The following is a 13,469-nucleotide window of genomic DNA, read 5'->3' as shown; positions in this document are numbered from 1 at the left end:
AATGATGACAGATGAAGTCGCCACTATATTACTGATTGACGATCACCCTATGCTGCGAAACGGTGTTAAACAACTTATCGGTATGGATAACTGTTTACAGCTGATCGCAGAAGCCAGTAATGGTGAACAAGGCGTCGCCCTGGCCGAGCAGTACGATCCCGATCTGATTTTGCTCGATCTGAATATGCCAGGAATCAATGGGTTGGAAACTCTGGAGCGACTGCGTGCGACGGCACTTTCCGGGCGTATTGTGATCTTTAGCGTATCAAACCATGAAGATGATGTAGTTAATGCGCTAAAACTTGGTGCGGATGGTTATCTACTGAAAGATATGGAACCCGAAGAGTTGTTGAAATCACTGCACCAGGCTGCGCTGGGACAGTTGGTGTTAAGTGAGGCGCTAACGCCGATCCTTGTCTCAAATCTGCGAGAAAACCGTCCGGCTGAAGAACGTGATATTCAGCAACTAACTCGTCGGGAAAGGGATATTTTAAAGCTTATCGCTCAGGGAATGACCAACAAGGTAATCGCTCGCCGTTTGACCATTACGGAAAGTACAGTAAAAGTACATGTAAAACATATGTTGAAAAAGCTGAAGTTAAAATCACGGGTAGAAGCCGCCATTTGGGTTTTACAACACAACGGTGAAGCATAAAAAGCCGCGATCGTTCCACGAGTAAAACAGGTACAGCTTCAGCATGCGATGTGTTTTTTTGCATATCTCCCCCGATCGTCGTGATAATGTGTCTTTGCTCTTTTTGTGGAGTGCTCGTGAACAATTCACAGCAACATTATCCGGCGCGCAAGCGCCCCATGAAACTCAGCACCTCCGTCACCCTGATGGTCAGCACGGTGATTATCTCCGTGCTGCTCGTTGTCCATATTCTCTATTTCTTTCAAATCAGTCATACCACGCAAGAGGGTGTTAAAAATAAAGGCCTCGCCGTCGCCCGGACACTGGCCGCCTCACCCGAAATCCAACGCGGCCTAACCCTACCGCCCACCAGTAATATTATTCAGCCGATTGCCTCTGCGGTTCAGCAGAGCAATGACTTGCTATTTGTGGTTGTCACTAATATGCAAGGTATTCGTTACTCTCACCCGCAGCAGAGCATCATTAATCAGCGATTTATCGGGGAAGATATCAACCCGGCGTTACACGGCCAAGAGAATGTCGCCATAAACCATGGGGTACTGGCAGAGGCACTTCGCGTTTTTACTCCGGTATATAACCAACAGCATCGGCAAATCGGTGTGGTCGCCATCGGCATTTCGCTGAGCGCAGTGGCACAGCAAATAAATCAAAGCCGCTGGAGTATTTTCTGGACGGTTTTATTTGGCGCACTGGTTGGAGCCCTGGGAACGATCGGCCTGGTAAAAATGTTAAAACGAATACTTTTTGGGCTTGAACCTTATGAAATATCGACATTATTCGAACAGCGACAAGCGATGTTGCAATCGATTAAAGAAGGGGTGATAGCAATCGATCATCAGGCGCAGATCACGTTGATTAATCAAGAAGCCCGGCATCTTTTTTCAGAAATCGATAGAGTAAACTGCGAGAACATTGAAGATATTAATGGGGCCGGGCAGCTGATCTTCAACCTGCGTGAAGTACTGCAAACCGGTGTTCCCCGACGGGATGAGGAGATTCATTTTAATGGCCGCTCACTCCTCATCAATACCGTACCGGTCCGCAGCAATACCACTCTTATTGGCGCGATTTGCACCTTCAGGGATAAAACAGAGGTCAGCCAACTGATGCAGCGCTTAACCGGCATGGTCAATTATGCCGATGCATTACGTGAGCGCTCTCATGAATTTATGAACAAGCTGCATGTCATTTTGGGCTTGCTACATATGAAAAGCTATGTGCAACTTGAAGATTATATTATTAAAACAGCCAATAATTATCAGACAGAAATTGGCTCACTACTGGGGAAAATTAAATCGCCGATAATCGCCGGTTTTCTATTGAGCAAAATTAACCTTGCTGCGGATAAAGGCTACCAGCTGACGCTCAGCGACGACAGTTTCTTACCCGATAACGGCAACGAAAAGCAGGTCGCCGCGCTCATCACCATTTTAGGTAATTTGATCGAGAACGCACTGGATGCCATGGAGAAACAGTCAGGGGGTGAGGTCAACATCTTGCTGCATTACCATAATGGCTGGCTGGCCTGTGAAGTCAGTGATGATGGCCCCGGAATACCCGCGGAGCATCTTGATGCAATATTTAAAAAGGGGTTTTCATCGAAGGGAGAGCAGCGAGGCATGGGTTTATTTCTTACCAAACAGCAAATCCAGAGTCTTGGCGGCAAAATCGTAGTAGAGTCCGAACCTGGTGTATATACCCAATTTTTTGTACAACATCCCTGGGACGGAGGAAACATAAGCGTATGATCAATGTGTTAGTCGTCGATGATGACGCTATGGTTGCGGAACTCAACCGCTGCTATGTCGGCCAAATCCCTGGATTTACCTGCTGTGGCATCGCCGCTACACTGCAGCAGGCTAAAGACTGCGTTCTGCATAATCAGCAACCGATTGATCTGATCTTGCTGGATGTTTATATGCAACAGGATAACGGATTGGATCTGCTTCCCGAGTTACGTCATGCAAAACGCCCAATCGACGTGATCGTCATTTCATCAGCGGCGGATGTCACAACTATCAAAGAGTCCCTGCATTACGGCGTTGTGGATTATCTGATAAAGCCGTTCCAGTTCTCCCGCTTTGAAGAAGCGCTTACCGGATGGCTACAAAAAAAGTCACTGATGGATAAACAGCAATATTACCAGCAAGCCGATTTGGATATGCTGTTGCACAGCTCTCCGGCCACCGCGGATACTCAGCGGCTCCCTAAGGGATTAACGCCGCAAACATTACGTACGCTTTGCCAGTGGATTGATGCACATCCCGGCGCTGAATTTTCAACGGATGAACTTGCCGCCGCCGTAAATATTTCGCGGGTATCCTGCCGTAAATATCTTATCTGGTTGGCGCAGTGTCAGATCCTTTTTACCTCAATTCATTATGGAGTGACGGGCAGGCCGGTATATCGCTACCGTCTGCAGGCAGAACACACTGCGCTGCTCAAACAGTATTGCCAGTGAACCGGTCAGAAAACAACATCAGGCCATGTGGTAGCGGTTATCTATCAAAGTAAACGAAAACTGGTGCTGCGAGGAAAAGATAACCTGGCGATCTTTGGTGACAAAAATGGCTTCAATCTCCGGTAGTCCAGCGAGATAGCGAAGCCCTTTTTCAACACCCATGCCATACAGCAGTGTTGTAAAGATATCCCCATCGATAGAATGCGTAGAAATAACGGTAACGCTCAGTAGTTCATTATCCAGGGGATAACCGCTTTTGCTATCAAGAATATGGTGATAACGCCGTCCATCCAGTTCAAAGTAGCGCTCGTATATGCCGGATGTCACAACGGACTTATTATTTACGTTGATCACACCAATCAGGGCATCGGGAGAGGAAAAAGGGGCTTTCAGACCAATAGCCCAGTGCTGCTGTCCACTGCTATCAGGAACGCCGAGAGTTTGCACGTTGCCGCCCAAGTTGATCAGTGCATGTTCAATATGCTGTTGCTGCAGATAGTCGCGCACGACATCAGCAATATAACCTTTCGCAATGGCACCCAGGTCAATTTCCATACCGGCTTTCTCAAGCATCACCGAACGGTCCTGCTCATTAAGAATGACGAGGCCAGGATCGGTTAGCGCCAGCAGAGCCTGCAATTCTTCGTCAGGTGGAACACGATTACCCTGAAATCCAATCTTCCAGCGCTTAACTAGCGGGCCGATAGCAAGATTAAAGCAGCTATCCTTCAGCATACTCACGGCTTTGGCGCGTTTGATCAGGTAAAACACCTGCGGACTGACCTCCACAGCATGGCGACCTGCAGCATGATTAATCGCCATCACTTCAGAGTGTGGGCGATTAACCGTAAAAATATTTTCCTGTTGTTTAATCAGCCTGAAAACACGAGAGGCCAGATCCTGATTATGTTCAAATAACCTGAGCAGAATGGGGGATCCCATCAATACTGCAGAATACGTATAAATACCTTCTTCATCTGGCATAAAACTGCACCTGTATCAGAAATATATGCAAATTTGTGCAAAAACCATTCGCTCCTGACCGAGTTGCCCGGCGTGGGTGACAACTGACAAATCGCTCAGGAACAGATCTGAATGCTATTGACCATCCCCCTTCGCAAGGTCAGGCACAGAAATGTACCATGAGTCAGCAAACCTACAACTTGAAGCCTGATGAGTATAACCTCATCCGCAATGACATTCGCCGCACAGTGGAGACTCTACAGGAACGGCCTCACCTGCCTACAGATATTCTACCCAACATATTCACCGTGCTTTGCGGAAAATGACTTGATTTGATTACCATGTCGACTATCTGTTCGGCGACATAACCGCAAAAATAATAAAAGCATCAGGTTGACATCCATTAGATGCCGATATTACTTATCATTTTCCATTTGTGATTAACATCATATTTTCAATATAACAAAATACTTAATTTCGCGGTAACCGACCCAATAAATGAACCATTCCATTCAACTTAAAAATAATTAACCCTGACAATGTTAAATTTAAAAAAATAATTAACGCTTTATTTACACGATATTTAAACTGTCAATAAACCGTCACAAAGCCCCCTACAACAGGATGTTACACCTTAAAAAGGCCACTATCGCCCTATTTAATAAGCCATCCCGCCTCATGGAACCTGTCTTATTTTTAAATGAAAAAAGCCTTTTTATTTATTGATAAAGATCAAAGGTAATAACCCTAAAAATCGCATTATAGAAATATACATCCCTAAAACTGGGCCAAGTATCCGAAAATGATGACAGCCTAAAAAAGATGCTGGAAGCATGTTTAGCACCGCCAAAATAAGACGGTTTAAAAAATTGCCTTATCTGGCCCCCTATCTCTTTCAGTAATTAAATTTTCACCAGCACGGCAACGGTAATCGCAGAGTACCTGAAACTATGGTCGGGATGACGGGTATAAAAACTCTTAATAACTTGCAGACAAACACTATGAAAGCGATATCAGCTATAACCTCTCCCGCTCAGACCGCAACGGCCTCCGCAGGAAAAAAAAATCATCTATTATTTATGATCTTACCCGTACTGGTTGCCGTTTTGCTGCTATTAGTGCCGGTACCCGCAGGATTAGAACCTTATGCCTGGCATTTCTTTGCCATCTTTGTGGGAGTCATTGTCGGTTTGATCTTTGAACCGCTGCCCGGTGCAGTGATTGGCCTAACGGGTGTCGTGGTCATCGCACTCTGTAGCCAGTGGCTTTTGTTTAGTCCGGCGGAGATGGCCGCGCCCAAATTCAAGCTTGCGTCCCAGTCTTTCCAATGGGCAGTGAGTGGATTCGGTAATTCTACGGTATGGCTGATTTTTGGCGCCTTTATGTTTGCTGCGGGCTACGATAAAACCCAGTTTGGTCGCCGTCTGGCACTGATTTTGGTGAAATACCTGGGCCGTCGCAGCCTGACGCTTGGCTATGCCATCACCTTTGCCGATCTCCTGCTGGCACCGTTCACCCCTTCAAATACCGCACGCAGTGGGGGAACTATCTATCCGATTATAGCTAACCTGCCTCCATTATATGGTTCTAAACCAAACGACCCGAGTGCACGTAAAATTGGCTCTTATCTGATGTGGATAGCGATCACCGCGGCCTGTATCACCAGCTCCATGTTTCTCTCCGCACTTGCGCCAAATTTGCTCGCGCTGGCGCTGGTAAAAAGCATCGTCGGCATTGATATTTCATGGGGTAATTGGTTTATCGCCTTCCTGCCACTCGGCGTATTACTCATTTTGACCATGCCATTGATGGTCTACTGGCTCTATCCACCCGAGGTCAAAATTAACGACGAAGTGCCTCGCTGGGCTCGCCAGGAGCTGGAGAAATTAGGCAAGTTATCACGCAATGAGATTCTGCTTTTAGTGTTTGTCTGCGCTGCGCTATTAATGTGGATTTTTGCTACCGCCTGGATCGAGCCGGCTTTGGCAGCCCTGTTGGTAATCGTTCTGATGCTATGGACAGGTGTGCTCGAATGGAAAGATATTACCGGCAACAAAGCGGCCTGGAACACCTTTGCCTGGTTTGCCACCCTTGTTGCGCTGGCAGACGGCTTATCACGCGTTGGATTTATCGCCTGGTTGGGCAAAGAAGGCGGAGCTCTGCTCAGCGGCATCTCACCAGAAATGGCCACCATCCTGCTGCTGGTCGCGTTCTTCCTGCTGCACTATTTATTTGCCAGTACTACCGCACATACCACTGCACTGTTACCCGCAATGCTTACCATTGCGTCGACCATTCCCGGCATAAACATGCAAGTATTCTGTCTAATGATGGTCACCTCGCTGGGGATCATGGGAATTATCACCCCTTACGGAACGGGCCCCAGCCCTATTTATTATGGCAGCGGTTACCTGCCCACTGCGGATTACTGGCGATTAGGAACTATTTTCGGCGCAATCTTCCTTATCGCGTTACTGGTTGTCGGCTATCCATGGATGGTGATGATTTTCTAATTAATACGCAGATTTGGCACGAAGAAACCTGCAGATAAAGCGCTTATATTATACCATTCATTTCCTTGCCCGTTTTTCCTGAAAACGGGCAAGGTTAGAAAACGCATAATATCGCCAGTGATGTTGCCAGTATCGGCGAGCAAAGGTGCCAGGTAACATGTGATTAAGTGAGAGAAAATGTCGAATAAACCTTTTTATTATCAGAATCCCTTTCCTCTCGCCCATGAGGATACCGAATATTACCTGTTGAGTCGGGATTATGTTTCCGTCTCCAACTTCGATGGGCAGGAAGTATTAAAAGTCGATCCTAAAGCGCTGACATTGCTGGCGCAGCAAGCCTTCCACGATGCGTCATTTATGCTACGCCCTGCGCATCAGCGCCAGGTTGCCGCAATACTGGATGATCCTGAGGCCAGTGAAAATGACCGGTACGTTGCCTTACAATTTCTGAGAAACTCGGAAATTGCGGCTAAAGGCATTTTGCCAACCTGTCAGGATACCGGCACCGCCATCATTATGGGCAAAAAAGGCCAGCGAGTCTGGACAGGCGGTGGAGATGAAGCCGCGTTGTCACAGGGTGTTTATAACACCTATATTGAAGACAACCTGCGCTACTCCCAGAACGCCGCGCTGGATATGTATAAAGAAGTGAACACTGGCACCAATTTACCAGCACAAATCGATCTCTACAGCGTAGACGGCGATGAATACAAATTCCTCTGCATCGCCAAAGGCGGTGGTTCGGCCAACAAAACCTATCTCTATCAGGAAACCAAAGCGCTGCTGAGTCCCGGCAAATTAAAAACGTATTTAACGGAAAAAATGCGCACCCTGGGCACCGCAGCCTGCCCACCCTATCATATCGCCTTTGTCATCGGCGGTACCTCGGCAGAAAGCACCCTGAAGACGGTTAAACTGGCCTCAACGCACTATTACGACGAGCTGCCAACAGAAGGTAACGAGCACGGCCAGGCATTCCGCGATGTTCAACTGGAACAGGAACTGCTGGTGGAAGCGCAGAACCTCGGACTGGGCGCGCAATTTGGCGGCAAATACTTTGCGCATGACATCCGAGTGATTCGTTTACCACGTCACGGCGCATCCTGCCCAATCGGCATGGGTGTTTCCTGCTCGGCGGACCGCAATATAAAGGCGAAAATTAACCGCGATGGCATCTGGATTGAAAAACTGGAAGAGAATCCTGGCCAGTACATTCCTGCCGCACTGCGCCAGCAGGGCGAAGGTGAGGTGGTGCAGGTCGACCTGAACCGCCCAATGAAAGAGATTCTCGCCCAGCTGTCACAGCACCCCGTTTCAACGCGTTTATCACTGACCGGTACCATTATTGTGGCGCGCGATATTGCCCATGCGAAGTTAAAAGAGCGTATCGATAACGGTGAAGGCCTGCCGCAATATATTAAGGATCATCCGGTGTATTATGCGGGGCCGGCAAAAACACCAGAGGGTTATGCCTCCGGCTCGCTGGGGCCAACGACCGCAGGACGAATGGATTCCTACGTTGACCAGTTGCAGGAAAACGGCGGCAGTATGATTATGCTGGCCAAAGGCAACCGCAGTAAGCAAGTAACCGATGCATGCCATAAGCACGGTGGCTTCTATCTGGGCAGTATTGGTGGCCCGGCGGCGGTACTGGCACAGCAAAGCATCAAGAGTCTTGAGTGTGTTGAATACCCGGAACTGGGGATGGAAGCGATCTGGAAAATCGAAGTCGAAAACTTCCCGGCCTTTATTTTGGTGGACGATAAAGGCAACGATTTCTTCGAAGCCATCCATCTTAATCAATGCGCGCGCTGTGTGAAATAATGGTATAGCAGCCTGGCATTCACACTGTGACATGCTACAGTGCCATCGTTCTGACGCCCTTTCGGATAATACGAGAGGGCGTATTCATTTTTCCTTTCCCTGCCATCTTCACGGCTCATCCTCACACTACACCGCAACATTTCTCTGGCAACAGTAAAAACCGCAGCAAAAAACGGCCGTGGTGCCGCTCGTTCGCTCTCCGGATGGAGAACACACGAGAGGATCCGCACTGTAGCAAGATCGCATGCGTCGGCGTAACGTCAGCAAATATCCAATAAAGTGATATGCAGGGTATCAATTCGGGCAATATTTAGACTTAAATTAGACCGTAACACGCTGAATAGAGCCAGAGCACTGGAAGCTGGCAATAAATAACAAGAGCTTACGCAATGCATGTCAAGCAACCCATCTTATCGTAATACTGTCCAACAACCTGAGAGGAAATATTATGAATAAAATAGCACTGGTAACCGGAGCCAATCGTGGTCTCGGCCGCAATACGGCTCTTGCTATCGCGCACCAGGGGGGAGACGTTATCGTCACCTACCGGGGAAATGCCCGGCAAGCAGAAGAAGTCGTCACTGAAATTCAGGCTCTGGGACGTAAGGCTGTCGCTCTTCAGCTTGATACCGCAAAAATTGCCACCTTCCCCGCCTTCACAGAAAACTTGCACGCTAAACTGTCTGAAATATGGCAGCGAGATACGTTCGATCACTTGATCAACAATGCAGGCCATGGCGAATTTTCCCCGTTTGCAGAAACGACTGAAGCACAGTTTGACGGTTTATTCGATGTTCATGTCAAAGGGGTATTTTTCCTCGTACAGGCACTTCTACCATTACTGGTAAACGGTGGAAAAATCATCAATTTCTCCACCGGCCTGACGCGTATTTCTTTCCCCGGTTTTTCCGCGTACTCTGCGGCTAAAGCCGCTGTAGAAACGCTCAGTGTGTACATGGCACGAGAACTGGGACCGCGCGGCATTACTGTGAATACCGTCGCGCCAGGCGCGATCGAAACTGATTTTGGTGGTGGGCTGGTGCGAGACAACGCGGATGTTAACGCACATTTTGCCGCATTAACTGCTTTAGGTCGTGCGGGGCTTCCTGACGATATTGGTCCAATGATCGCCTGTTTATTACGTGATGAGAATCGCTGGGTAACAGCACAACGTATTGAAGTTTCAGGCGGGCAATCTATCTAACTTTCCAGTGATGAGAATACGCGAATGATGTACCGCCAGTCCTGGAGATACATCATTCGCATACAGACATCCGCCGCTATTTTAACCCATTTGAGATTAGCTTCACGAATAACGCGAAAGCTTTACAGCGGTCTGACAAAATATCGCCTGTAACACGCTTATAACGGGGATGAGGCCGTAATCAGCGAGTGAGACGCTCAAACCACCTGACATGGTAAATATTCACTCGCACAAATACCTCTATCCGCTCTATTACAGCTGGCGCTTGATAATAATAGAGGTATTGATGCCGCCAAAAGCAAAATTGTTGCTCTGTAAATACTCACAGTCAATGTGCCGCGCCTCGCCCATAATATAATCCAGCGCGCCGCACTCCTCATCAGGGTTCGTCAAATTCAGCGTCGGTGCAAACCACCCTTCGCGCATCATTTGCAAGCTCATCCAGGCCTCCAGCGCACCACAGGCACCAAGCGTATGTCCCAGATAGCTTTTCAGTGAAGAGATAGGCACACGATCGCCATAAATAGCCGCCGTTGCCTGGCTTTCAGCCACATCTCCCCGCTGTGTAGCGGTGCCATGTGCGGAAATATAGCCGATATCTTGAGGGCGTAACCCGGCAATCTTCAGGGATTGCTCCATGCACACCTGCATGGTTTCGCGCTGCGGTTGGGTGATATGTGCCGCATCGCAGTTAGTGGCAAACCCCACGATCTCACCATAAATGGTCGCGCCACGCGCTCTGGCATGCTCCAGCTCTTCAAGAATCAGTGTCCCGGCGCCTTCGCCGATGACCAAACCATCGCGCTGGCTGTCAAACGGTGCAGGTGCGGTGCGGGGTGCATCGTTACGCTGGCTGGTCGCAAACAATGTATCGAACACCGCCGCTTCTGAAGGGCAGAGCTCTTCAGCGCCGCCAGCCACCATCACCGTCTGATAACCATGACGAATCGCTTCCCAGGCATAACCAATCGCCTGGCTCCCCGAGGTACAGGCGCTGGAGGTTGGGATCACGCGACCACGCAGGCCAAAAAACAGTCCGGTATTGACCGCCGTAGTGTGCGGCATCATCTGCACATAGGTCGTCGCGGTAATATTATTCGTGTGCTTTTCGGTTAGCATCGTGGCGAAATCGCTGACGGGCCCCGTGCTGCCGGTTGACGAACCGTAAGCAATACCGGTTTCCCCGTTGGTTAATATCGGATCATCGATCAATCCTGCCTGCTCCAGTGCCAGCTCGGTAGCCCGGGTGGACATCAGCGACACCCGCCCCATCGCACGGATTCGCTTTCGCGTGTAATGGTCCGGCAACGTAAAGTGATCGATGGGCGCACCCAGCAGCGTATGCAAACCATCATATTGCTGCCATTCAGGCATCCTGCGCACGGCATTTTCATAAGCCTTCAGGCGACGAGAAACATCCAGCCAGTTTTCACCAAACGCGGTGACGCCGCCCATACCGGTAATAACGACACGACGAGTCATAACATCCCCCCATTGATGGAAATCACCTGACGCGTCACATAGCCCGCAATGTCAGACATTAAATAACTCGCAAGGCCGGCAACTTCTTCAGCCTGCCCCATGCGCTTCATCGGAATCATCGCCATGGCTTCTTTTAATGCCGCCTCTTCCATCTCAATCATGGCGGTATCAATCAGACCTGGTGCGATACAGTTAACGGTGATTTTTCTTTTCGCCAGCTCGATGGCCAGCGCTTTTGTCGCCCCGATAATGCCGGCTTTGGCGGCGCTATAGTTCACCTGTCCCCGGTTGCCCATGATGCCGGAAACGGAAGACAGCGTGATAATGCGTCCGCCCTGACGTGCGCCGATCATCGGCATCATACAAGGCTGAATCACGTTGTAGAAACTGTCGAGATTGGTATGAATCACACTATCCCAGTCATCGTCACTCAGTGCAGGAAACGCGGCGTCACGGGTAATTCCCGCGTTACTGACCACGCCATACCATGCACCGTGGGTGGCGATATCCTGCTCCAGTACCTCACGGCACTGCTGGCGATCGCCCACATCAAACGTGAGCAGGCGCCCCGCGCCTCCCGCATTGACGATGGCATCCAGCGTTTTCTGGGCGCCCTGCTCATCGCGATGGTAGTGTACGCCGACCACAAACCCGTCAGCGGCAAGCTGGCGGGCGATGGCGCTTCCGATGCCTTTACTGGCTCCGGTGACCAGAACTGAACGACTCATACAGTAATTCCCTGATTAAAAAGCGAAGTTAACTCTTCTTCTGTCGGCTGGAAGGTGTTTACCCGCCCTGATGCCAATAATTCTTCTGCCGTATAAATGGCACAGTCAAAACTGCCAAACCGCGTATCCTGCATCAGCAAAGTGACCTTGATCTCCAGCGTCGCACCGGCAGGCAGCGCACCCGACGCACAAATCAGCTCCCTTGCGCCCAATACCATGCCCAGCGCAATACTCTGCTGACCACGCTGATGACGATGCCAACCGGACCAGACGCCGACGGTTTGCGCCATTAGCTCCAGCGCATACCAGCCGGGTAAATTATTCTCAGCATCGAGGAAAGGGGCGAGCACACCCTCCCGGTTGACCGTCACCCGGCAATGGGCCGTATTCTCAGCGACGCTGACCACCTGTTCCAGTAACAACATAGGCGCATCATGTGGCAAATAGACCGCCGGGGCCAGATAATGGCTCATCGCTGCCTCCCCAGCACAATGCTGGCATTATTGCCCCCAAAGGCAAATGAATTAGAGAGGATGACCGGTTTGACCAGCGGCTGTGCCGTGTCAAGAATGCCGCAGGCAGGCAGCGCAGCGTCGTACGGCGACAAACTAAAGTCCTGCGGGGGAAGAGGCAGATCCTGCTGTAATATTAGGGCACTCAGTGCGGCTTCGGTAATGCCCGCGGCCCCCAGCGTATGACCGGTCAGGTGTTTGGTGGAGCTACAGGGCACACGATCGCCAAACAGATCGTGGATCACCTTCGATTCAATTTGATCGTTCAACGTGGTCGCGGTGCCGTGCAAATTAATATAGCCAACATCATCGGGCTGCAGTCCTGCATCCGCCAGCGCCTGCTGAATCGCACGAATGGCACCCTCGCCTGCAGGATGCGGGGCAGAAATATGCCAGGCATCGCTCGATTCCCCTACGCCAAGCAAAGCAATCGCTTGAGGCTCTTTGGTCAGGAGCATCAGGGCCGCAGCTTCACCAATCGTGATACCGCAGCGGTCACGCGCAAACGGCTGACAGCGCGTCACAGAGAGTGACTCCAGGCTATTAAAACCGTTAATCGGCATACGACTGAGCGTGTCCGCACCGCCGACAATCGCCACATCCACCAGCCCAGCCTCAATCAGACGCCGGCCACTGATAATGGCACGCGCACTGGATGAGCATGCAGTCGAAAAGGTAAACGCCGGTCCTTCCAGCGCCAGCCAGCGGCTAAGAAAGCGCGACGGATCCCCCAGTTCCTGCTGCGGATAACGCCAGTGGGGACTGCTTTGTCCCTGAGTAGTCAGTTGGACGTGTCGGTCTCCTTCATCCAGCCCCGATGTGCTGGTACCCAGCACCACCGCGACACGATCGCGACCATAACGGGCAATCGCCTCATCAATCTGGGGCTGAATTTGCGCTAACGCGGCCAGCAACAATTGATTATTGCGGGTACGGTGCGCAGAGAATGCATCCGGAATGGACGGTAGTTCACCGTCCACACTTCCCAACATAATGGCATCGTGCCCTTGCAGCCAGCCTTCGCGCAGTCGCATGCCAGGTGCCAGTCCACGCGTCAGATTCGCCGCAATTTCTGTAGCGTTATTGCCCAATGCATTCACCATGCCCACGGCAGAAATAAAGATCAT

The 13,469-nt window shown here is 50.2% G+C and carries 11 protein-coding genes; 6 read left to right on the top strand and 5 right to left on the bottom strand.

Annotated elements, in window-relative coordinates; all coding sequences use genetic code 11:
• Position 1: 1 nt before the first annotated feature.
• From narL to dcuR, 3 genes are all read left to right on the top strand, one after another.
• Positions 2 to 655, top strand: a complete 654-nt coding sequence (gene narL, locus J1C60_RS04420; protein ID WP_128178407.1) for a two-component system response regulator NarL — start codon at positions 2 to 4, stop codon at positions 653 to 655.
• A 116-nt stretch (positions 656 to 771) separates the two neighbouring features.
• A complete protein-coding gene (locus J1C60_RS04415) occupies positions 772 to 2,403 on the top strand; it encodes a sensor histidine kinase (RefSeq protein WP_128178406.1) in 1,632 nt (543 codons plus the stop codon).
• Positions 2,400 to 3,116 carry a two-component system response regulator DcuR gene (dcuR, locus tag J1C60_RS04410; protein ID WP_128178405.1) on the top strand — a complete coding sequence of 239 codons (717 nt, stop codon included), beginning with the start codon at positions 2,400 to 2,402 and terminating at the stop codon, positions 3,114 to 3,116. The genes J1C60_RS04415 and dcuR overlap by 4 nt, the downstream gene beginning before the upstream one ends.
• Before the next feature lie 18 nt (positions 3,117 to 3,134).
• Here dcuR and J1C60_RS04405 read toward each other — a convergent pair whose 3' ends face one another.
• Positions 3,135 to 4,100, bottom strand: a complete 966-nt coding sequence (locus tag J1C60_RS04405) for an FAD:protein FMN transferase (protein WP_128178404.1) — start codon at positions 4,098 to 4,100, stop codon at positions 3,135 to 3,137.
• Between the two features lie 980 nt (positions 4,101 to 5,080).
• Between J1C60_RS04405 and J1C60_RS04400 the strand changes: the two genes are divergently transcribed.
• The 3 genes from J1C60_RS04400 to J1C60_RS04390 all read left to right on the top strand — a co-directional run bounded on the left by J1C60_RS04400 (position 5,081) and on the right by J1C60_RS04390 (position 9,620).
• The gene (locus tag J1C60_RS04400) at positions 5,081 to 6,592 is read left to right on the top strand and encodes an anion permease (RefSeq protein WP_128178403.1); all 1,512 of its coding nucleotides are present in this window, start codon (positions 5,081 to 5,083) and stop codon (positions 6,590 to 6,592) included.
• 177 nt (positions 6,593 to 6,769) lie between these two features.
• Positions 6,770 to 8,416, top strand: coding sequence for a class I fumarate hydratase FumA (fumA, locus tag J1C60_RS04395; protein ID WP_128178402.1), 1,647 nt, complete (start codon positions 6,770 to 6,772; stop codon positions 8,414 to 8,416).
• A gap of 448 nt (positions 8,417 to 8,864) precedes the next feature.
• Positions 8,865 to 9,620: an SDR family NAD(P)-dependent oxidoreductase gene (locus J1C60_RS04390; protein ID WP_128178401.1), complete on the top strand. Its 756-nt coding sequence runs from the start codon at positions 8,865 to 8,867 to the stop codon at positions 9,618 to 9,620.
• A 252-nt stretch (positions 9,621 to 9,872) separates the two neighbouring features.
• Here J1C60_RS04390 and J1C60_RS04385 read toward each other — a convergent pair whose 3' ends face one another.
• The 4 genes from J1C60_RS04385 to J1C60_RS04370 are packed head-to-tail and all read right to left on the bottom strand — an operon-like array spanning position 9,873 to position 13,469.
• Positions 9,873 to 11,102: a beta-ketoacyl-ACP synthase gene (locus tag J1C60_RS04385; protein ID WP_128178400.1), complete on the bottom strand. Its 1,230-nt coding sequence runs from the start codon at positions 11,100 to 11,102 to the stop codon at positions 9,873 to 9,875.
• On the bottom strand, positions 11,099 to 11,830 hold the full coding sequence (locus J1C60_RS04380) for a 3-ketoacyl-ACP reductase FabG2 (protein WP_128178399.1): 732 nt from the start codon (positions 11,828 to 11,830) through the stop codon (positions 11,099 to 11,101). Before J1C60_RS04380 ends, J1C60_RS04385 begins: the two co-directional genes overlap by 4 nt.
• Entirely contained in the window at positions 11,827 to 12,303 is a 477-nt protein-coding gene (locus J1C60_RS04375; protein ID WP_128178398.1) for a hotdog family protein, read from the bottom strand. The genes J1C60_RS04380 and J1C60_RS04375 overlap by 4 nt, the downstream gene beginning before the upstream one ends.
• Positions 12,300 to 13,469, bottom strand: coding sequence for a beta-ketoacyl-[acyl-carrier-protein] synthase family protein (locus J1C60_RS04370; protein ID WP_128178397.1), 1,170 nt, complete (start codon positions 13,467 to 13,469; stop codon positions 12,300 to 12,302). Before J1C60_RS04370 ends, J1C60_RS04375 begins: the two co-directional genes overlap by 4 nt.

The sequence above is a fragment of the [Pantoea] beijingensis genome (assembly GCF_022647505.1).
Classification (GTDB): domain Bacteria; phylum Pseudomonadota; class Gammaproteobacteria; order Enterobacterales; family Enterobacteriaceae; genus Erwinia; species Erwinia beijingensis.
Note: the sequence above shows the minus strand (reverse complement) of the source record. Positions and strands in the feature narration are given on the sequence as shown.

Coding starts and splice junctions, on each gene's coding strand:
- narL (WP_128178407.1), top strand. CDS start 2: ATGATGACAGATGAAGTCGCCACTATATTACTGATTGACGATCACCCT.
- dcuR (WP_128178405.1), top strand. CDS start 2,400: ATGATCAATGTGTTAGTCGTCGATGATGACGCTATGGTTGCGGAACTC.
- J1C60_RS04405 (WP_128178404.1), bottom strand. CDS start 4,100: ATGCCAGATGAAGAAGGTATTTATACGTATTCTGCAGTATTGATGGGA.
- J1C60_RS04400 (WP_128178403.1), top strand. CDS start 5,081: ATGAAAGCGATATCAGCTATAACCTCTCCCGCTCAGACCGCAACGGCC.
- fumA (WP_128178402.1), top strand. CDS start 6,770: ATGTCGAATAAACCTTTTTATTATCAGAATCCCTTTCCTCTCGCCCAT.
- J1C60_RS04390 (WP_128178401.1), top strand. CDS start 8,865: ATGAATAAAATAGCACTGGTAACCGGAGCCAATCGTGGTCTCGGCCGC.
- J1C60_RS04385 (WP_128178400.1), bottom strand. CDS start 11,102: ATGACTCGTCGTGTCGTTATTACCGGTATGGGCGGCGTCACCGCGTTT.
- J1C60_RS04380 (WP_128178399.1), bottom strand. CDS start 11,830: ATGAGTCGTTCAGTTCTGGTCACCGGAGCCAGTAAAGGCATCGGAAGC.
- J1C60_RS04375 (WP_128178398.1), bottom strand. CDS start 12,303: ATGAGCCATTATCTGGCCCCGGCGGTCTATTTGCCACATGATGCGCCT.
- J1C60_RS04370 (WP_128178397.1), bottom strand. CDS start 13,469: ATGATCTTTATTTCTGCCGTGGGCATGGTGAATGCATTGGGCAATAAC.